This window comes from Vibrio sp. R78045, from assembly GCF_042466085.1.
In the GTDB taxonomy this organism is placed as follows: Bacteria; Pseudomonadota; Gammaproteobacteria; order Enterobacterales; family Vibrionaceae; genus Vibrio; species Vibrio cyclitrophicus.
The window spans coordinates 1,685,650-1,706,667 of the sequence record NZ_JAXHBS010000013.1 but is presented as its reverse complement, the minus strand read 5'-3'; the positions used below and the strand labels follow the sequence as shown (position 1 = coordinate 1,706,667).

At 43.1% G+C, this 21,018-nt stretch carries 19 protein-coding genes; 3 read left to right on the top strand and 16 right to left on the bottom strand.

Features of this window, described 5'->3' with window-relative positions; genetic code table 11:
* Position 1: 1 nt before the first annotated feature.
* The 6 genes from SJY39_RS18035 to SJY39_RS18010 all read right to left on the bottom strand — a co-directional run bounded on the left by SJY39_RS18035 (position 2) and on the right by SJY39_RS18010 (position 4,355).
* A complete protein-coding gene (locus tag SJY39_RS18035; protein WP_010430137.1) occupies positions 2-1,375 on the bottom strand; it encodes a HAMP domain-containing sensor histidine kinase in 1,374 nt (457 codons plus the stop codon).
* 64 nt (positions 1,376-1,439) lie between these two features.
* A complete protein-coding gene (locus SJY39_RS18030) occupies positions 1,440-2,171 on the bottom strand; it encodes a response regulator transcription factor (RefSeq protein WP_010430139.1) in 732 nt (243 codons plus the stop codon).
* A gap of 81 nt (positions 2,172-2,252) precedes the next feature.
* Entirely contained in the window at positions 2,253-2,933 is a 681-nt protein-coding gene (locus tag SJY39_RS18025; RefSeq protein WP_010430141.1) for a spondin domain-containing protein, read from the bottom strand.
* A gap of 9 nt (positions 2,934-2,942) precedes the next feature.
* Entirely contained in the window at positions 2,943-3,626 is a 684-nt protein-coding gene (locus SJY39_RS18020; protein ID WP_010430143.1) for a spondin domain-containing protein, read from the bottom strand.
* Entirely contained in the window at positions 3,619-3,759 is a 141-nt protein-coding gene (locus SJY39_RS18015; RefSeq protein WP_010430145.1) for a hypothetical protein, read from the bottom strand. Before SJY39_RS18015 ends, SJY39_RS18020 begins: the two co-directional genes overlap by 8 nt.
* A 254-nt stretch (positions 3,760-4,013) precedes the next feature.
* Positions 4,014-4,355, bottom strand: a complete 342-nt coding sequence (locus SJY39_RS18010; RefSeq protein WP_010430148.1) for a YggL family protein — start codon at positions 4,353-4,355, stop codon at positions 4,014-4,016.
* A gap of 254 nt (positions 4,356-4,609) precedes the next feature.
* On the opposite strand from SJY39_RS18010, the gene SJY39_RS18005 reads away from it, so the two are divergent.
* Positions 4,610-6,646, top strand: a complete 2,037-nt coding sequence (locus tag SJY39_RS18005; protein WP_010430150.1) for a PhoX family phosphatase — start codon at positions 4,610-4,612, stop codon at positions 6,644-6,646.
* Between the two features lie 155 nt (positions 6,647-6,801).
* Here SJY39_RS18005 and SJY39_RS18000 read toward each other — a convergent pair whose 3' ends face one another.
* The 3 genes from SJY39_RS18000 to SJY39_RS17990 all read right to left on the bottom strand — a co-directional run bounded on the left by SJY39_RS18000 (position 6,802) and on the right by SJY39_RS17990 (position 10,036).
* Positions 6,802-7,422, bottom strand: coding sequence for a LysE family translocator (locus tag SJY39_RS18000; RefSeq protein ID WP_010430153.1), 621 nt, complete (start codon positions 7,420-7,422; stop codon positions 6,802-6,804).
* Between the two features lie 162 nt (positions 7,423-7,584).
* Positions 7,585-8,871, bottom strand: a complete 1,287-nt coding sequence (locus SJY39_RS17995) for a DEAD/DEAH box helicase (RefSeq protein WP_010430156.1) — start codon at positions 8,869-8,871, stop codon at positions 7,585-7,587.
* A gap of 181 nt (positions 8,872-9,052) precedes the next feature.
* On the bottom strand, positions 9,053-10,036 hold the full coding sequence (locus tag SJY39_RS17990) for a GTP-binding protein (RefSeq protein WP_016799577.1): 984 nt from the start codon (positions 10,034-10,036) through the stop codon (positions 9,053-9,055).
* Positions 10,037-10,587: 551 nt separating this feature from the next.
* On the opposite strand from SJY39_RS17990, the gene clcA reads away from it, so the two are divergent.
* Positions 10,588-11,994, top strand: coding sequence for a H(+)/Cl(-) exchange transporter ClcA (gene clcA, locus SJY39_RS17985; RefSeq protein WP_010430161.1), 1,407 nt, complete (start codon positions 10,588-10,590; stop codon positions 11,992-11,994).
* A 319-nt stretch (positions 11,995-12,313) separates the two neighbouring features.
* Positions 12,314-13,261: a TDT family transporter gene (locus SJY39_RS17980; protein ID WP_010430163.1), complete on the top strand. Its 948-nt coding sequence runs from the start codon at positions 12,314-12,316 to the stop codon at positions 13,259-13,261.
* Positions 13,262-13,403: 142 nt separating this feature from the next.
* On the opposite strand, the gene SJY39_RS17975 is transcribed toward SJY39_RS17980, so the two are convergent.
* The 7 genes from SJY39_RS17975 to hmpA all read right to left on the bottom strand — a co-directional run bounded on the left by SJY39_RS17975 (position 13,404) and on the right by hmpA (position 20,667).
* Entirely contained in the window at positions 13,404-14,219 is an 816-nt protein-coding gene (locus tag SJY39_RS17975; protein ID WP_016788604.1) for a phosphodiesterase, read from the bottom strand.
* A 4-nt stretch (positions 14,220-14,223) separates the two neighbouring features.
* Positions 14,224-15,306 (bottom strand): ABC transporter ATP-binding protein, encoded by a 1,083-nt coding sequence (locus SJY39_RS17970; RefSeq protein WP_372275179.1) that lies wholly within the window; start codon positions 15,304-15,306, stop codon positions 14,224-14,226.
* Positions 15,307-15,319: 13 nt separating this feature from the next.
* Positions 15,320-16,108: an ABC transporter permease gene (locus tag SJY39_RS17965; protein WP_010430179.1), complete on the bottom strand. Its 789-nt coding sequence runs from the start codon at positions 16,106-16,108 to the stop codon at positions 15,320-15,322.
* A 2-nt stretch (positions 16,109-16,110) separates the two neighbouring features.
* A complete protein-coding gene (locus tag SJY39_RS17960; protein ID WP_016789081.1) occupies positions 16,111-16,923 on the bottom strand; it encodes an ABC transporter permease in 813 nt (270 codons plus the stop codon).
* Positions 16,924-16,971: 48 nt separating this feature from the next.
* On the bottom strand, positions 16,972-18,009 hold the full coding sequence (locus SJY39_RS17955) for an ABC transporter substrate-binding protein (RefSeq protein WP_016799579.1): 1,038 nt from the start codon (positions 18,007-18,009) through the stop codon (positions 16,972-16,974).
* A gap of 23 nt (positions 18,010-18,032) precedes the next feature.
* Positions 18,033-19,046, bottom strand: a complete 1,014-nt coding sequence (locus tag SJY39_RS17950) for a LacI family DNA-binding transcriptional regulator (RefSeq protein ID WP_010430185.1) — start codon at positions 19,044-19,046, stop codon at positions 18,033-18,035.
* 424 nt (positions 19,047-19,470) lie between these two features.
* Positions 19,471-20,667 (bottom strand): NO-inducible flavohemoprotein, encoded by a 1,197-nt coding sequence (gene hmpA / locus SJY39_RS17945; protein ID WP_010430187.1) that lies wholly within the window; start codon positions 20,665-20,667, stop codon positions 19,471-19,473.
* Positions 20,668-21,018 lie beyond the last annotated feature (351 nt).

Here is a 21,018-nt window from a genome sequence, read left to right as displayed (position 1 = left end):
ACTATACCGAAGGCAAGTAAAAACTTTGCTGAAATGAGTTCTCTGCCTTTGTTGTTTCTAACACACTGTGGTGTAGCATCAATATCGACTGAGCGATTTTAGTCCCAATACCCAACGATCCATTAGGTGCTTCCAACTCAATCTCATTGTGTATAACCACTTTCACCCGTTTTGAATCAGCTTCGAGACCAACATTCATCGATACCGGCGTCCCACTTGGGCTATGCCTTAATGCATTATCTAACAAATTCAAGATCAACCTCTCAAGTAGTTCACTGTCACCTACAGCCTTAGTCCCATCTGGTATCTCAATATTGAGCTGCACATTTTTCTGCAAGTATTGGCTTTGTATTGTCTCTAAGCACTCTCCCACCAACTCATTGATGTCAATTGAAGCATAATGATAAGTAGGCACGGGATTATCAAGCTTGGCACTATCTAACAGAGAATGCAGCTGTTGCGATAACTTGTTGCCGTTACGGTAAGCAACATCGATCAGTCGGTCCGATTGCGGATTTTGAATCTTCCACGTCTCTAAATAACCAAGCACACTCGAAAGTGGTGTTTTCAAATCGTGACTGAGCTGTAATAAGCTTTGTCTACGATGCGAGGATTGGTATTCAAGCTGCAAGAATTGTTGTTGAATGTGTTTCGCCATCAATTGATAAGAGCGTGCTATGGGCACTAATTCTGGTACTTGGTGTGTGAAATTAGGTTCTAACCTAAAGTCTTGTTCAGCTTGTTGCTGCAATTTATTGGTTACCACCTCTATTGGGTTCAACAAGCTGCGTTTCACTAACAGATACGCACCAATTGCAAAGCCCAAGATAGAAACCAGCACAAGCCCTGCTAGCGCGATATATGGCGTATCAACCTGGGAATTAGTAATTACAGTATGGCGATTACTTCCAATAACCACATACAAATAGCCGACAGTAGAACCAAGCTCTTCAATCGCCGCAACAGAAAAGACTTTAGGTGACTCGGGGTTAATCGGGTCCTCTCCCAAGATAGGATAAGCCCCTTCATTTAAAAACTGTTGGATAGGCGCTAAATCGATTTGGCTCGATAATTGGGTACCTTCAGGCGCAGCATGTGTGGTGATATTGCCCTGACTATCAAGAAAATAGATGTCGAAATCCGGACCTATCAACATTAAGGTGTGAAAGATTGATTTGAGCGCTTGAGGATTATAATCAGTGCCAATCATCAGTGGATTATCGTCACGCATATGCACCGCCAGATCTTTATGTAGGCTCTGCTTGGTTCTTTGTTCAATAGTCTCTTTTTGCCAATGATAAGTGTACGCAATGACCACACTCACCAGAAGAAACCATAGACTTGTAAACAGTACTAAGCGCGATTTAAAACTCATGATTCCTCCTTGTAAACTCTGGATATTCTTTCTTGTTCGTTAACCTAAACAAGCTTATTGAATGCTATGATTTTGACTCAAACTTATACCCAACGCCCCAAACGGTTTTGATAAAATCATCATCGCTATTAGGCGTGGCAAGTTTGGTTCTTAGGCGATTAACCGTACTACACACTGTGTGGTGATAACCGGAATGATGAGTATTCCAAACATAGTCAAGTAGCTCATCTTTACTGTATACGCGTCCCGGTCGTGTGGCTAAAAAATGAAGTAAGGTAAATTCTGTTGCAGTCAATGGGACATCTTGATTATTAAGTGAAACCTGATGGCGCTCTGGTTGAATAGTGAGGCCACCAAAGCTCATAACCAATTCTATGGTTGAAGTATCTTGAACCGTTGATTCAGCATGGCTTAAGCGACGCAGTACATTCCTAACTCGAGCTTGAAACTCCAGCACACTAAATGGTTTAGTGATGTAATCATCAACACCAGCTTCTAAACCCGACACCTTGTCTAGTTCCGAGTCTCTTGCCGTTAGCATCAATACAGGTGTCCAGTCCTCTTGTTGGCGCAGCAGGCGACAAAAATCGAGGCCATCACCGTCAGGTAAGCCTCGGTCAAGCACAATCAAATCAAACTGACCTCCTTTATACAACGCTTGAGCCTTTGCGATCAAATTAGCTCTGACCACATCATGACCTTGAAATTTAAGATGCATCTGCACCAGTTCTGCCAAGTCATCATCGTCTTCAACCAACAATATGTTTGCCATCAAATTTACCGCAGCACTATTCATGATCCCTGCTCTATTTGGATTTTGCCCACATAAAACTGACCGGAACAGAGCAGGAATTCTTTCATTGCACCTTCAAGTCAATTACTCAGTTCGAGTAATTGTGATTCTTGCGCCTGGGTTAAGGAAACGATGGTTGCCACTTAGTGCCGACGTCGTCAGGCCATCATCTTGGCTTATAATGCCTGCGTGGAAGCTCACTACATCCGTGTCATTTCTTGTGGTGTTAAAGCCTTCACCACCGCCGGCAGGTCCCGGAATGGTTGCAGCAAGCTCGTCGTTCAATTCAGTCCCCGAATCCCAAACATTCATGTTCATAACGAAGGTGTCACCCACGGCTAATGACTTAAGCGACAAACCGGATTCACCAACAAACGCATCATTGGTGTTAACCAACATTGAAGCCACAGAGAGGTAGTCTTCTTGGTTAGGTTCAACACGGATTGAAACAGTGTCGCTTTCACCAGAAAGAATCAAACCATTACCAGAGATGCCTTGATAAACGTTGGCGTCACTGTCACTGAGCGCAATCAACTGTGCATTGCTACCCCCTTCGGCTAAGTATTCAAGTTCGACCGAGGTACTTTGCCCTACTTCAAATAACTCGAAGCTATTATTGTGAGTCAGCACCGCAAGTGGAGACATAGGTTGATTTGGCGTGAGGTTAGTGACACTTACATCATATCGGTAGTAATCGTCGTCATCGTCCGGACAGCCAGCTAAGACGGCGACAGATGCAGCGATAAACAAAATTCTAGCTTTCATAGATCCCCCTTACTTCACAACAATAGTGATGGTTGCGACAGGGTTTAACCAACGATGACTACTGCTATCGAGGTCACTGATACCACCCGCCGCATCACTATCACCAATGTTACCCGGATGAATATGAACCTTAGCGTTTGACACCGCAGTTTCTACACCAGTACCACCAGCACCAAAGGTAATAAATGGAGGGTTTGGCATACTGCCTGCCAATTCATCGTTCGCTTCAGTACCCGCATCATAACCGTTGAGCGTTGCTTTGTAAGTGCCAGCTTGAGTTGGGATCTTCCAGCTATCTAAACCCACAAAACCATCATTAGTCGGTAATAGCATTGCGCCTAGCGACAGGTAAGCTAAGTTGCCAGTATCAATATCAAATGTCGTTGCAACACCTGGATCAAGAATACCTGTTGCAGGGTCCTCAACCACTACACCACCCGCATTAGCAATTAAGCTAGATAGGCCTGAAATAGCGCCGCCTTCTGCCATAGCTTCTAATTCCGAAGAAGCCGTTTCACCCGTTCTAAACATGAACAAGCTAGAGTCATGAGCTGCTGCCAAGATAGGCGTAAAGTAGATCCCTTTCGTGGCATTGGTAACGGTCACCTCAAGCTGTGCCGCCTGAACTTGACTTGTTCCAAGCGCCAACATAGCCGAGCTGATCACTAAGCTGATTTGAGTACGTTTATTCATTTTGATTCCATCCTTTATCGAGTCCTATCGTTGCCAACAAAACGAATAACAGCGGTACACCGTTACCTTTGCCAGAACGAACTGTTGTGTTGTTGACTCTAAGAATGACGTTCAAATCTATCAGCAACTTCATTGAATTCTCATAAAACTATCACAAGTTTCTTCAAACTTCTTACTATGCAGAAAGTCAGGCATAAGAGACTGATATGTATATAGAAAATCTCGTTATAAAAATGAGAATTACATAAGGAGTCATGCTTCAAGAATAGCGCAGACCAAACGCAAAAAGGCCCAGTCGATATACCGACTGGGCCTTTCTGTGATGTACAAAGCTTCTCTCAGGAAAGCTCTATTCGCTTCCAACTGAGCTCGCCGAACAACACCACTTTAGAATGCGTAGTTTGCGTCAACAAGTTCGCTTACTTCAACTTTGCTTACTTCTGCGCGAGCTTCAAGCCACTGCGCTACTTGCAGTTGCTCTGCTTCTGTCACTGAATGGTAGCGCTCAATAGAACATAAGAAACCTTCGAACAGCTCTAAACCACCGCCACCAAAGCACAGGCCAATGCTATCAATGAAATCGATAAATTCATCGATGAACACATCGTATTGGTCAAAATCAGCAATCGAAGTCGTGCAGCTTACTTCAAAACCTAAAATAGCGAACTCACCTAGGTATAACTTCTTGCGTAGGCGACGATTTTTGTTTTCGATTTTATCTAATTTCATAACTGTCTCTCTTTTCGTTTAATAGAGCATTTATACACAGTTCCTAGCTAATCCCCAAGAGTTTTGTATTACACAATAGCCTTAACGGCAAAAATCGTGCTACAGAAACAAAACCTTAATCAAAACTATAAAAACTTGTCACTTAACTGCTTCACGATTGGTCACACATTGACCCAAGTTATTAACTCATTCGTTGATAGCTGGGTTACTCATGAATAACAAACAATAAAGTCAGCCAACAGGAAGCAGTAGCGATGAGCAAGGAAACATTTAATAGCACTCGTTTCAACAAGAGCAAAAACAAACCTTTCGAAGAAGTATTAGACGCCAACCTATCAAGAAGAAACGTATTGAAAGGCGGTTTGGGTATCAGCGCAATGACAGCCTTTGGTGCATTTGGACTTTCCGGGTGTAACTCTTCTAGTCCAAATGCTTCTGTCGGTAATGGTTCAGGCGCCTCAAGTGCTGTACTGAACTTTGATTCGATTCCGGGTTCACTTACCGATGCGGTTTCCGTTCCACAAGGGTATGTTGCACAAGTTTTAGTTCCATGGGGAACACCTCTAAACGCACAGGGCAGCTCATGGAAAGATGACGGCAGTAATACGAGCACCGATCAGCTCAATGCGCTAGGCATGCATCACGATGGTATGCACTTTTTCCCGCTAGACGACAGTGATACTGATGGCTTGCTATGTATTAACCACGAGTACATAGATACTTCCGCACTGCACCCCAGCGGCCCGACGATTGTGGGGGGTGTTCGCACTATCGTCGATGAAGTTCGTAAAGAAATTAACGCTCATGGTGTATCTGTCGTACGAATTCAACTTGAAGACAATATGTGGACACTGGTCGATAATGATCCACTCAACCGTCGTTATACTGGTGCAACGGTCATGGACCTATCGGGACCTGTTGCGAACACAGAGTTGACCGTAACCCGCTTCTCACAAGATGGCAGCCAAGCTCGCGGTACACTAAACAACTGTGGAAATGGTTTTACTCCTTGGGGCACTTATCTAACGTGTGAAGAAAACTGGCCAGGGTACTTTGTGAATACTGGCATTCGAACTGAAGAACAAAACCGTATTGGTATCGATGATCAAAACACACGTTACTTATGGGAAACTTTGGCAGGTAATGCAGAAGAACGTTTGGATGAATTTACTCGATTTGACGTAGAACCGACCGGCACAAGTTCAATTGACGATTACCGTAATGAAGCAAATGGTCACGGTTATATTGTTGAAATTGACCCATATACGCAAAACTCTCGTGCCAAAAAGCGTACTGCCCTAGGTCGTTTCCGTCATGAAGGTTGTACTTTTGGTAAGCTTGAAGAAGGTCAACCAGTGGTGTTCTACTCTGGTCACGACTCTCGCTTTGAGTACCTATATAAGTTTGAATCAACAGCCAACTGGGACCCAGCAGATGCAAACCCTTCAAATCGCTTGACAGCTGGTGATAAATACATGGATGAAGGTACGTTGTACGTGGCGCGCTTCAACGAAGACAGCACCGGTACTTGGCTGCCGCTAACACTAGAAAGTACCACTGTTTCTGGAGGTACACTGGCGGACAACTTTAACTCGTTAGCAGAAATAATCCTAAACACGGCAGGTGCCGCCGACCTTGTTGGAGCCACTCCAATGGATCGTCCGGAGTGGTGTACAGTAGACCCATACACTGGTTCTGTATATCTAACGTTAACCAACAACACTTCTCGTACCGATGAAACAAACGCAGCAAACCCACGTTTGAACAACAAATTTGGTCATGTGATTCGTTGGGATGAGAGTGAAGCTGCATCAGACTTTACATGGGATATTTTTGTGTTCGGTTCACCAGCCAATGGTGATGCCGACACTAACCGTTCAAGTTTGACTGACATGAACCAATTTGCGAGTCCGGACGGCTTAGCGTTTGATCCCCGCGGTATTTTGTGGATTCAAACCGATAACGGTGCAGACGAAGTTACGTCTTATACTAATGATCAAATGCTCGCAGTCGTACCATCAAAGCTGACAGATGAAAATGGCACTCAAGAAGTGGTTGGTGCCGATAATCAAGCAGAGCTCAAGCGCTTCTTTGTTGGCCCTAACGGTTGTGAAGTAACAGGCTTTACCATCAGCCCAGATTATAAGTCATTATTTGTAAACATTCAGCACCCTGGCAACTGGCCATACAGCACCGATGCAGCAGAAGAAACTCCATCAGGAGTTTCAGTTCGCCCAAGAGCATCTACCGTTGTGATTCGTCGTGAAGACGGCGGTGAAATCGCGGTTTAATAAGCAAATCTAGCTAAGATCAGTAACCTTACTGTTATCTAGCTTCTATTCGCTAGCTAAATCAAATCAAAAAGAGCGATAAGGCTAAATACCCTATCGCTCTTTTTATATTCTATGAGCTAGCTAACCCGTTGAGCATCGTTAGCTAACCAGAATTAGCTCACAAACAACCACACGCCAACGCCCATCATTAACGTACCAGCAATACGGTTCATCAACTTAACGTTATCGGCTTTACCCAGCATATGTTTTAGGCTCTTACCACCTGTCGCATACAAGGTCATGCAGACAAATTCAGAAACGAGAATAATAGAAACAAGAATAAACAACTGAGGCGCCAAATCGACATTACTATTAATGAAAGGAGGCAGTAATGAAATCATGAACGCCCAACCTTTCGGGTTGGCAATTGCTGTCACGAAACCTTGTACCACAAGGTCCCAATCATTGTTCACTTCAGTTGTTTGATTATCAGTACTGATCGCCAACTTGCCTCTTGAACGCCACATCTGAACACCCAAATAGAACAAGTAGCTTGCACCCACAAATTTGAAGGCCGTAAATAACCATGGATAATTAAGCATAATAGAAGCAATACCCAGTACCGCTGCGACAGAAACCACAGCGACACCGGCCAGTTCACCGATCATCATCCATAATGTACGTTTGTAACCAATGCTCATACCCAATGTCAAAGCTAAGGTCATACACATCCCAGGCGTAATTGATACGAAGAAAAACGTGGGAATAAAAGCCCAAAGTAGTGCGCTATCCATATTATTACCTATCGACTTATTTTTATTTAATGGTTCTTGTTTCTTGATCGGGCTTGAAATGAAGCGAGGTTGAAACGAAGTAGTAATGACAATAAACAATCTTACTAAAAATACAAACGAAAAGAGCCACATAACAGTGGCTCTATTCAACACCAACCGTAATTACTTACGACGGTTTTTAATTCGCTTCATCATAGTCAAACGACGCTCAGCACTTGCTTGATCTTGAGGCTCTTCGCTCGCGTTGTTCTTGCGACCCTGACGGTTTTTGTAAGCCGATTTTGTGTTCAACTTCTCAATGTAAGCATCACGTTTCTTCGGTTCATAACCTGGTTGTTCGACACGGCGAATACGTTGTTGAATAAGTGTTTCAACTTGAACAACAGTCAACTCTTCTTCGCGGTTAACGAAAGAGATTGCATGACCTTGTTTACCAGCGCGGCCTGTACGACCAATACGGTGAACGTAATCTTCCGCTAGGAAAGGCATGTCGTAATTAATTACGTGTGGCAAGTCTTCAATATCAAGGCCGCGGGCTGCAACATCGGTTGCTACCATTACACGAGCTCTGCCTTCTTTAAAGTCATCTAATGCACGACGACGAGCACTTTGCGCTTTATCACCGTGGCAAAGAACCGCTTTGATACCATCTAACTTAAGTTCTTTAACTACGTCATTCGCTGTTTCTTTGTAGTTCACAAACACAAGTACTTGGCGCCAGTTTTTACGACCAATCAGTTCAGAAAGCAGTTCTGTTTTACGTTCTTGATCCACTGGATAAACCACGTGGCCCACCGTGGCGGCCGTTGAGTTTTCACGTTCAACACTGATGCGCTTTGGTTTACGTAGAATATCAACTGAAAGTTGGTTTAACTGAGTTGATGTTGTTGCCGAGAACATCATGATTTGTGGAGACGTTTCTACATCCAACATGATCTTACGAACGGCATTGATGAAGCCCATATCGAGGATTCGGTCAGCTTCATCAAACACTAGGAACTCTAGATTAGCAATCGACACGTTACCCGCTTCTAAGTGCTCTTCTAAACGGCCTGGTGTTGCAACCAGAATATCAACACCCAGTTCTAATTGACGAACCTGTGAAGACATTTTGTTACCACCATAAACCGCAGCAACGCTTAGTTCAGTGTATTTCACGTAGTCTTTAATGTTTTGAGCGATCTGTGCAGCAAGCTCACGAGTTGGCGCTAGAATAAGTCCACGAGCCGTGCCACGAGAGGCTTTTTTATCACTGTTCAATAGATGCTGAATAACAGGCAATGAGAATGCCGCTGTTTTACCCGTACCGGTTTGAGCAGTAGCAAAAATATCATGGCCTTTACGAGCCATTGGAATCGCTTTTTGTTGAATTGGAGTGAGTTTTTCATAACCACACTCAGTCAACGCTTTGACTAATTCAGGAGCAAAACCTTGAGAAGAAAATGACATTGTTACGGGTTCCTTAAGCAGACAGCCTACATTCTTATTTCAGCCGAGCACTATAAAGTAATTAGAGTGATTTATCTCACATTTATCGTGATATAACGCAAACTTTCTCATTTAATCGGGTGTTTACCTCACCATCCGCGAAGCAAACACCAGAATCATCATTCCAAACAGGATAATTGGGCTATTTGATACCACACAACTTGAGTAGAATCTGCTCGAGATCACCCCAAGGCATTAACTGCGAATCGATCACTTCCAGTCGGGATTCAAAGCCATCAAGGGAAATTTCATTCACTGATACTACTTGATTCGCGACGTTAAACGCATAGCAGCCTTGATTAGTATTCACGACAGCTTTTACACGCTCAGCCGTCAGATCCGACAGCATTGAGAACAGCGCATCGAAATCAAATTTATGCTCTGCACCAAACAGCCAGCCACAGCTAAAGTAACCCTGCCCTTTATTCTCTTTGCGGATGAAAGCTTCACCGGGAGGAAGTTGGAATTGTGGCTCTTGTTCAGCGTGATCGTGATGGTGAGCTTCAATATGAGATGAAGCACTGCCGTATACTCTTTCAATATCCAACACTTCCAATGGCACTTCACCATCGTGAATTAGCTTATGGAAGACTTTCGCTGGCGTTTGATCCGTCACCCAATCATTGAACACATCGATGTCTTCAGAATGAACAAGGTCAACTTTAGTACCAAGAATCACATCTGCACTGCCCAGTTGATCATTGAAATTCTGATTCGAGGTGTATTTTTCATTGGATAGGTTTCGTGGGTCAACCAAGCCAAGCGTCGCTTTTAAATCAACATAAGGTGTGTATTGCTCTGAAGTTAGCGTCGCAATAACCTGTTTAGGGTGACCAAGCCCTGTAGGCTCAATCAATAAACGATCTGGCTTTTGGCGCAATAAAGCATTAATGCCCACCGACATAGGCACGCCCGCAGTACAACACATGCAGCCACCCGGCACTTCTTTAATCAAAGCGCCTTGATCTGTCATCAATGCGCCATCAATACCGATTTCCCCGAACTCATTAACCAGAACAGCCCAGCTTTCATTTTCAGGTTTATTTTTTAGCAGGTTCAAAATAGCGGTTGTCTTACCAACACCCAGAAAACCCGTGATTATGTTTGTAGGAACTTTTTTGGTCATATCAGTCCTCCTTTTTTAGGGAGTATATACTCAATTCACGAAAAGTTGACCCCAATCGCTTGTTTATACTGAGAATGATTTATAGAGGAATGATAATTAATAGAATGGCAAGGGATAAGCAGGAGAGATTAAAAGCGGGAATGGATGATCCAGACGAACTAAAGGCGTACTTCATCAGTACGCCTCACCCTCGTTACTCAATCGTGAGTTCGCGAATCAGGAAGCCTTAAATATCGACCTGAACAATTAACGAGGAACTAAAACTTTATTTCTGAATCCATCCAAATTGTGTGTAAAACCTCACTTCTCCTTGCGGTTTGTTATGTTGCTTTACGATTTAACTATGGTTCATTTTTGGGGATATTCAAGCCACCGCCAGATAATCGATCAAAATTGTGACGGTGATACCACTATTACCCATAGATTCCATAAATGGAATGAACGCACTCCATAAATGAAATTCAACTTTTCATCTTTATTACTATAGGATATGAATAGGAAGCGTATAATTCATAACACCCCCGCCTTATCGACACAGGAACCTAACCTCAATGACCAGAAGAGAGAAAATTAAGCAGTCCTTACTCGCAAAAATGCCAAGGGATGCTATCAACCAATTTCTCTCTAGAGACAAAACACCCGCTTCTGTCCTCTTTCTTTCTTGTATCGTTGGCGTGCTTGCTGGGGTTGTTGGCACCTATTTCGAAGTAGCCGTTCATTTCATTTCAGAAACTCGTACCGATTGGCTAAAAGATGAAATTACCAATTTTGTTCCTCTTTGGTTAGCCGCTTTTATTATCAGTGCAGCATTCGCTTTTATTGGATATTTCCTTGTACATCGCTTTGCTCCAGAAGCCGCAGGTTCAGGTATACCTGAAATTGAAGGTGCTATGGACGGAATGCGTCCTGTTCGATGGTGGCGAGTATTGCCAGTCAAATTCTTTGGAGGTATGGGAGCACTAGGTTCAGGTATGGTTTTAGGCCGTGAAGGGCCGACTGTTCAAATGGGCGGCAGTATTGGTCGTATGGTAACTGATATTTTTCGCGTCAAAGATGATGATACTCGACACTCGCTGCTTGCTTCAGGAGCGGCTGGTGGTTTAGCTGCAGCATTCAATGCGCCACTAGCGGGAATCATGTTCGTCGTCGAAGAGATGAGACCCCAATTCCGCTACTCGCTCATTTCGATCAAAGCAGTGATCATCTCTGCTATTTCAGCCAATATTGTTTTTCGTTCCATCAATGGACAATCGGCCGTTATCACGATGCCTCAATATCAACCACCGGAATTAAATGCGCTTTGGTTGTTCTTGTTATTAGGCGTATTGTTCGGTTTGTTTGGCGTAATTTTCAATAAACTGATCACGCTGTCGCAAGACTTATTTGTTGCGATACACAAAAATGACCGCAAACGCTATTTAATAACCGGCACCCTGCTTGGTGGCTGCTTTGGCTTGTTACTGCTTTACATACCTGAATTAACAGGCGGTGGTATTGGTATCATCCCGAATATCACTAATGGTGGTTACAGTGCAAACGTACTGCTGCTGATCTTTTTAGGACGTGTTATCACCACCCTACTTTGCTTCGGTTCAGGTGCTCCGGGCGGCATCTTTGCACCGATGCTCGCACTAGGTACACTCTTTGGTTACGCCTTTGGGCTTACTACAGCAGCATTCTTCCCAGAACTGAATATTGAACCGGGTATGTTTGCGATTGCAGGTATGGGAGCTTTGTTTGCTGCTACGGTACGAGCACCCATTACAGGTATACTATTGGTTATTGAAATGACCAATAACTACTATCTTATTCTACCGTTGATCATCACTTGCTTAGGGGCAGTTATCATTGCTCAAATGCTAGGTGGGCAGCCAATTTACAGTCAATTACTTAACCGTACGCTGAAAAACGAGAAGCTCAGACAGCAAGATCTCCCACAGCAAGATGAAGCACGTTAGCGACATTGTATGCATTACATCTCTGTGATAGGTCAGTACAAAAAGTTAGCTAATTACAAATAACTCAAGAAATAAAGCACACTTTCCCCGTGCTTAATGTCCCGATTCCGCATCAAAATCAAAAAAGCAAACGTTAAACTTGCTATCATCCACTCAAAATTATTTGAGTGCTCTTAACATCTATTGATGGCATAACTGAACGTTCTAGCTAGAACAGACATTCGATAATTCACTCAAATACTATAAATACCTCACATTCTATAAATTATTAAGTTGGAGCAAGTCGTTGAACTGGAGAAGATTAACCCAGGTAAAAAATGTGCCGCCATCTCAGGCGTCTTTAGCACTTGGAGTAATTGGACTAGGACAAGCATGGGCTTTATATGTCCCAGGCATTGGTGAAATCATTCGCCCTTACCTAGCTTCATTTGGCGCACTATTATTGCTGCCCGTTTTATTTCGTTACCTAACGAGTTTAAACACTTTCTTAAATGATATACGCCATCCCTTAAGTGGTAGTTTGATGGCACCAATGAGCATGGCGCTTCTTATCCTGTGTGATTATTTAGCCGAGATCTCTGCAGTCATTGCTTACCCCGTCTGGTTCTGCGCGTTGTTGTTGCACTTTACAATGATGGTATTGTTCTTTAGTTTCCAGATCATCAATTTCAAAATGTCGAACATTGTACCAAGTTGGTTTCTGTATCCGGTGGGCTTGATAAGCAGTTCGTTAGCGGGCACACAATTTGGACACACCGTCTTTTCAGAAACACTTGCAGCCACTTGTATTGGCATCTATTTTCTTATGCTGCCAGTGGTATTGTACCGCTTAGTATTCGAAGGAAATCTACCCCGGCGAGCAAGGCCAACACTGGCCATTATGGCGGCTCCGGTGAACCTGTCTTTAGCCGCTTACTTGGTAAATTTCGACAATCCAGACCCGATTCTTACTGGCGCGTTGGCAGGCATTGCTATCACGATGACTTTACTCATTTACTTATGCTACATCCGATTAATGCGCCTAAAGTTCCAGCCTTCGATTGCTGCCGTCACCTTCCCTTCCGTTATCAGCGCGATAGCTATGCACCGCCTAACTACGTTTTTCGGCGCTGAATATCCACAATGGTATTGGCTGCATAAATTCGGTTTCTTTGAACTGACCATCGCAACCATCTTAGTGATTTGGGTTGCAGGCGGTTACGTGAAAATGTACTGGCCAGAGTTTTTTGATGCTGAATATATGTCTAAGAAGATCAAGCGCCTTTAAAGCTAAACCAAGTAAAATACGGAGCGCGTATCACCACGGATACTCGCACCGTAAGCACATGAGAAACTTATATGCTGGCTATTGGCTAGTTGGTGTTAGATGTTATGCTCCAACCAATAACGTCAATAACCTGTTTACCTTATTAATCGATCAATGCACCCTCTTCGTCAAAGAATGGGTAAGGTCCATCGCTATCATCAATGTAACTGATATGAGAAACGACTGTCCGACCTTTTACCGTTAGCAATTGAATCGCTTTTGGTTCCAGCGAAAATGACGAACATGCGTTCGGATCTAAATCGAGTGTGACTGAATGACTGTGAGATGGCCCAACCCAAACTGGAATTGAATTCCAAACGGCAGTAATCGGTCGATGTAGATGACCTGCGCAGATACCAGTCACATTGCCATATCTTTTAAGGACATCATATAATTCATCACTGTTTTGCAAATTCTGGACATCCATGTGATTAAGGCCAACTTCCATAGGGGGATGATGGATAAATAACATCGCTGGCTTAGTTGAATTTTTAGTCAAAACAGAATCAAGCCACTCCAGTGTTTCTGTTGTTAAATAACCATATGGCTTGCCAATTACAGATGAGTCCAGTCCTACTAATATCAATTCATCTTTCTCGGCCACAAAATTGCAATATTGCGGATGATCAAAGGATACAAGATTCGATAACCCATCACGTAAATTATGCCTATCATCATGATTTCCAGGAATAACATGCAATGGCATTTCAAACTCTGCGAGAGCCTTATTGATCAATTGATACTCTTCAAGCACTCCGAAATCACCCAAGTCTCCCGTCACCACGACACAATCAGGTTTTGGATGTAAAGCATTGATATGATTGACGGCATCATACAAACATTTCAACGTATCGACTTTCTTATAGGCGCTCTTGCCACCCTGCTTGATATGCAGGTCTGTCAGTTGTGCAATTAACATAGTATTACTTCTTTAAAGGAATTAGCCGCTCGGGGGCGAACGAGATAGCGACAACTTGACCAAGTTGATAATCAACTCGAGCAAAACAATCAACCATCAGAGTTCTGTTTTTCTGTAAGCCCGACAACGTTACGCGCGTGCGGTCGCCAAGAAATACCGTACTAATAACCGTTGCAGTTAGTGCACTGTTTTCATCAGTTACTTGCGTTAGTAAAATATCTTCAGGCCTTAACATTACACTGATTTCTTTATTAGTAGAGACCTGTGAGAGCACTTGATCAGACAAAGTAATCTGTTTACCTGTATCCAACATCAGTTGTCCATCACCCACACTCCCTTCGAGTCGGTTCATTTGACCAATAAAATCGGCAACAAAGTTGTTAACTGGCTTCAAATAGATATCTTTTGCTGAACCAATTTGCGCAATTTCCCCATGGTCTAAAACCGCAATGCGATCCCCCATAGCCATTGCCTCTTCTTGATCATGAGTGACATATACCGCTGTAATACCGAGTTTTTTTAAGAGATTTCGGATATCACCACGTAACCTTTGTTTCAGCAGAGCATCTAATGCAGATAACGGTTCATCAAGTAAAAGAACATCAGGTTCTGTGATAATTGCTCTTGCTAAAGCGACGCGCTGACGCTGGCCTCCTGAAAGCTGATGGACATTTCGACTCGCATATTTTTCTAAGTCGAACATGCTAAGCATCTCTTTTAGCTTTCTGGTTATCTCAGACGGAGCGACTCCACGAACCTTAAGCCCATACGCAATGTTTTCGCTAACATTCATATTCGGGAATAGAGCATAAGACTGAAACACCACCCCAACTTTACGCTGTTCGATTGGCAAACACGTAACATCATGATCACCAAACTCAATCGTGCCGCCATTTTCATCCGCAAACTCTAGGCCTGCAATCATACGCAACGTAGTTGTCTTTCCGCATCCTGATGGGCCAAGCAAAACTAAGATTTCGCCCGCCTCAATTTTGAGATTTGTCGGCTTTAACGCCAAGGTTCCATCTGGGAATGTCTTCGTAATATTATTTAGCGAAATTTCCACGCCATTTTGTTGCTCTAACATATTGATTTTTATCTTAATTATTTACCACTGGTTTCTTGTTCAATGCTTGAGCCAAGACCAATAGAGGGAGAATTAAACAAAGGAAAATAAGTGTGTACGCTGAACTTATCTCAAGTCGCATAGAAGCATATGAATCAGCAAGTCCAACAGGCAGCGTTTTCGTCAATGGTGTGTGTAGCATCCACGTCAGGTTAAACTCGCCAATAGACAAAGTGAGTGTCATCAACATACCAGCGACAATACCAGCCTTGCAGTTGGGTACAATCACATCAAAAAATCGCTGCCAAAAAGTCGCTCCAAGACTTGCCGCTCCTTCCTCAAGAACACGGAAGTTAATACTCTGCAAAATTGATAGAACAGACTTAACCATGAAAGGCAGTGTGAAAATCACATGACCAACGAGAATAAACATCCAACTTGATCGGAAGTCAGTAAACCCTCCATACGCTAGAATCAAACCTAACGAAATAGCCATTCCCGGAATTGCAATGGGGAGTGTAAGTAGCTCGTCAAAAATAGAAGCCCATCGACTTTTACTTTTCGCCAATACGTAAGCACACGGTACACCTATGACAACATTGATTAACGTGGTTGCAATGGCTATTTGTAGGGTTAACCAAATCGTATCTGAATACAGTGCCCATACTTGTTCAACCCAACGAAAGGTAAACCCACTTTTAACACCAACAAAATAGTTATTTGTGAGACCAGCAACTACCGACATAAACACTGGCACAATTAAGAATGCACATACCGTCAATGTGAAAAACAGCTGCATGTAAAAGTATTTATCTTTTTTCATTATTATCCCCCCATCGCTGCAGATGCGTTGCCATGACGCTTAGCAAACGCCAAACAAAACCAAGTCACTAGGCCGAGAATCAAACTCAGTGCAGCTGCCATTGCGAAATTGGCATTGAGCGTAAATTCGGTATATATCGTCATAGGAAGAACGTTGATATTAGTCGCCAACGTAAACGCGGTACCAAATGCACCCATAGATGTAGCAAAACAAATCGAACCCGAAGAGATTAGGCCAGGGGTTAGCGCCGGAAGCGTCACGTCTTTAAAGATCTGCCAACGATTTGCACCTAGGGATCGACCGGCTTCAAGTAGATTGTGATCGAGCTTTTCCGCCGTTCCCATTACGGTCAATACAACCCGTGGAATAGAAAAATATAAATAACCCAAAAACAGCCCTGCCATCGTATAAGCAAACATCCAACGTTCACCCGTCAGCATCAAGCCAAGCTGAGCGAAAAGCCCCTGCCGCCCTGAAAGCATGATGACAAAAAAACCAATAACAACACCAGGGAAAGCCAATGGGAAGCTCAGCATTGCAACCAAGACCTGCTTACCTTTAAAGTCATAGCGAGTTAAAAACAATCCTGAGATGGTCGCTATCGCTAAACTAACCAGAGTTACTAAAACAGACAGTCCAACTGTCGAAATCAAACTTTTTAAATAGATAGGTCTAGTTAAAATATGCCAGTAACTTATAGCACCGCCATCTATTAGCGAAACCTTGATTAACTGCACGACTGGCAATAGAAAAAATGCACAGCTAACGGTGATGGCTGGCAAAATCAGAAATAAGGAAATATGATCATTTTTCATAGAGATATTGGCGGGTGTAACCCCGCCATCCAACATTTTAATAGGCTATTAGTTCACTTCTCGAATATACATATCCGCAAATGTAGATTGATTTTCAGACATTTTTGCGAAATCAACAGAGCCTACTCGTTCGTACTCAGAAGCTGGGAGGAACTTACTTTGCGCCTCTTCGCTCATCACACCATCAATTACTGGGCGTAAGTAGGCTTCTGCCCATAATCGTTGACCTTTATCTGACAAGACAAAGTCTAAAATCTTCTGAGCATTCTCTGAATTCGGAGCATTCTTCACTTTACTCATTACATAAGGAACAGCAATTGAGCCTTCCTTAGGAATAACAAAGGCAGCATTAGTAAAGTCATTGTATTTGGCACGATACGCATTGAAGTCATAATCGATTAAGATTGGAATCTCTCCAGAAATCACACGAGCGTAAGAGGTTTGTCTAGGAACTATTGGGCGGTTATTCGCCAACTTCTTGAAATACTCGATTGCAGGGGCAAAATTATCAATACTCCCTCCCATGGCTTCATTCACTGCGACCGCACTCGCGTAGCCAACAAAGGCACTCGTTGGGTCTAAGTATCCCACCATCCCACGATATTCAGGTTTTAAAAGGTCTTCCCAACTTGTCGGTACGTCAGCACCATCAAGTGCGTCTACGTTTACAAAAAATCCAATAGTACCGGAATGAATGGCAAACCAATGTCCTTGTGGGTCTTTCATGCCTTCGGGTATCTGGTCCCAATTCTTTGGTTTATAAGCGCTTACAACACCTTGCTCTGTCGCATTAATACCGAAAGAAACACCGTAATAAACCACGTCAGCAACTGGGCTATTCTTTTCCGCAACCAGTTGGGATAAGGACTGACCTGAGTTCTTGTTGTCCATAGGAACTCGTATTCCTAGCTCTTTATTGATCAACTGAAGTTGCCCACCCCAGTTCGCCCATTCTGGTGGACAGTTGTAACAAATAGCATTGGATGCCTGAGCCTGAAAAGCGACGCCAGCAAAGCCAATGAGTAAGCTAGTTAGTTTTCTCATTTTTGATAACTTTCCAGCTTGTAATAAATGATGTTGTGCCATTGCGTTCTCCAACAAATCGTCCGTTAACTAAATTGGGTGGTTACCGGAACCGCACCAAGCGATCCCTTCATTTGTAGTTCATATTTCAGCGAAAATTCACGCTGGGCGATTGAGCCTACTTTCGCATTAAACAAAATATCGACAGCCATTTTCCCCATATCGAAATGTGGGATAGCAACCGTCGCCAAGCTAGGACAAACCAACTGCCCAAGCCCCATACCATCGAAGCCCACGACCGAAACATCTTGCGGGATTCGTCTACCTATACTCCTAAGTGCGTTCATTGTTTTAAGCGCCAGTAAATCATTGCTGCAGAACCACGCTGTAGGGGCAAAATCCCCATTGAATAGCGTCATCTCAGAATCAGTGAATGGGATAAGCTTGTTTTGGTCTACTTCAAGAAGCTGGCTCAATTCGACACCGCTCTCACGTAGGCCTTGCTTAAACCCCTCATATCGTTTTTTCGCACGGTCGGATGAAGCAAAGTGACCAGTAATCATCCCTATCTCTGTATGCCCATATTCAAAAACTTTCTTTGCGACGTCCTTACCTGCTTGATAGTTATCAACGTAAACGCAAGGCTCATTTTCAGTAGATTGGTTGTGCAACAAACAGTAAGGAAACTTAAAGCTCCGCAGTAATTCGAGAGCCGCATTATCCGAAGCGTTAGCTATCGTCAAGATCACTCCTTCAACCCTTTGACGAATAAAATCAACCGCAGCTTGTTGCTCTTGTTCATTGTCATACTGGGTGTCTAAAACTAAAGTTGAGTAACCAAAATGTCTCGCCCGTTCCTGAATACCCGCAACAACTTCTGAAAAGACAGGGTTAAGGAGACTCGGAATCAGTACACCAATCGTCGGATTTTTGTTGAGCTCAAGAGCCTGTGACTTTCTCTCAATTCGATATCCTGTCGTCTCAATCACTCGCTTAATCTTGTTAGCTGTCGTCAAAGCCACTGATTGTGGTCGATTAACAAATCGAGATACCGTTGCTGGAGAAACTCCCGCAAGATCTGCCACATCCTTGATGTTCAATCTCTTTCCTTAACCTGTGCCGTAAGTTGATGAACGAAAGACTAGATGAAGGGTATGACAGTTTTATTAATGAAATCAGCAAAATTAACACTTTTAGCAAACGTTAATTACACGTTCAGAACATATAGAACCACGTTATCAAATGAAATAAATTCGTTTCATACGATAATGCAAGTTTTCTAGTTATCCCTGAGAGAGAAAAATATTTATGTGAGAGGTTATAACAGGGTCGGAAATAGGCGTTCGATTAACGACCGCTTTTTTAACGGGGGGATTTAAGCTAAGTGGACGGCGTAATTTAGCGATACAGAAAATGTAAAATAAGAAAAGTACATACATGTAAAAAAGGCCTCACAATGTGAGGCCTTTGAATAGGCAAGGTGTTAATAGTTCAGGCGAGTGTTAGTAGATCAGGCGAGAACGATTAGAAGTTAGCGTGAGGGCCAAAAACTTCGTAGTGGACGCGAGAGCGGTCTACTTTAAGTGCATCTAACTGTTCTACGATATTCTTCATGAAGCCAACAGGGCCACAGATGTAGAAATCGCTCTCTTCAAAGCCTTTAGTGTCAGAGATAGATGCTAGATCCATTTGACCTTGATGTGTGTTTTCACATGCAGACTCGTCTTTGTTCATGTACCACGTTTTCGCTTCCCAACCTTTGTCGGCAACAATGTCTTTTACGCGAGTAGTGAACGAGTGCTGATCTACATTCTCACAAGCGTGAAGGTAGAGTACTGGCTCGTTTTTCTCTTTAGTGTTTAGGAACTCAAGCATGGACTGCATTGGCGTAACACCAACACCTGCAGAGATAAGCGTTACCGGTTTGCTGCGTTCTTGATAAATGAAGTCACCAGCTGGCGCGTAAAGGCTAACTTCATCACCAACAGCAACCGTGTCGTGTAGGTGGTTGGACACCACACCTTGCGTTTCTTGACCTTGGCCTTCACGCTTCACAGAGATACGGTAGTATTTTCCGTTTGGCTTATCAGACAGTGAGTATTGACGAATCTCGCTGTATTGAGAACCTTCAGGTTTCACTTCGATACCGATGTATTGACCTGGTGTGTAGTCTAAAACTTCACCGCCATCTTTTGGCTGAAGGATAAAGCTTGTTACAAGTGCTGATTCTTCAATCTTATCTGCAATCACAAACGCACGTGCTGCTTCCCAGCCACCTACAGCTTGCTTACGCTGCAAGTAAAGTTCAGCTTCACGATCGATGAATACTTGCGCTAAGAATAGGTAAGCGGCTGTCCATGCTTCTTCCACTTCTGGAGTAAATGCGTCAGCAGCTAATTCACGTAATGTTTCAATCAGGTGTAAACCAACAATTTGGTAATGCTCTGGTTGAATGTTAAAGCTGGTGTGCTTCTGAGCAATGCGTTCAACCGCTGTTGTAAGAGCTGCTAGGTTTTCAATGTTCTTTGCATAAGCCGCGATAGCTTCAAACAGTGCTACGCCTTGGCGACCTGTTCTTTGGTGAGTCATATTGAAGATATCTTTCAACTCAGGGTTATGCGTGAACATACGTTGATAAAAATGCTGAGTTAAAGCAGGGCCTGCACTCTCAAGTAGAGGAATAGTAGATTTGATGATTTCGATATGTGCATTGTTAAGCATGAATTTACTCCGAACACTGAGCCTTATGACCTATATGTCATTTTGACTACTGAAAATTTAAGAATGACTTATCGATTTTCTGAAACGTTAGTTATTTTTAGAAACCGAGTTATTTTGACTCACTTTTGTTTCAAAAAATCGAGGAACCTGATTAATGCAGCCTGATTGATTGAGATCAAGAATAGTCTTTTCAATCAGCGTTATAATACGTATTCCACGACTGTCATAGCACAATCAGTGCCAAGTTTATCAATCCCCGTCATTACTGGTTTCATTCTCAAAATTCATCTTATAAAAATGTCAAAAAGACCTTTTTTTTAAGTCTATAAGACTCTATTATGTAGATAAACA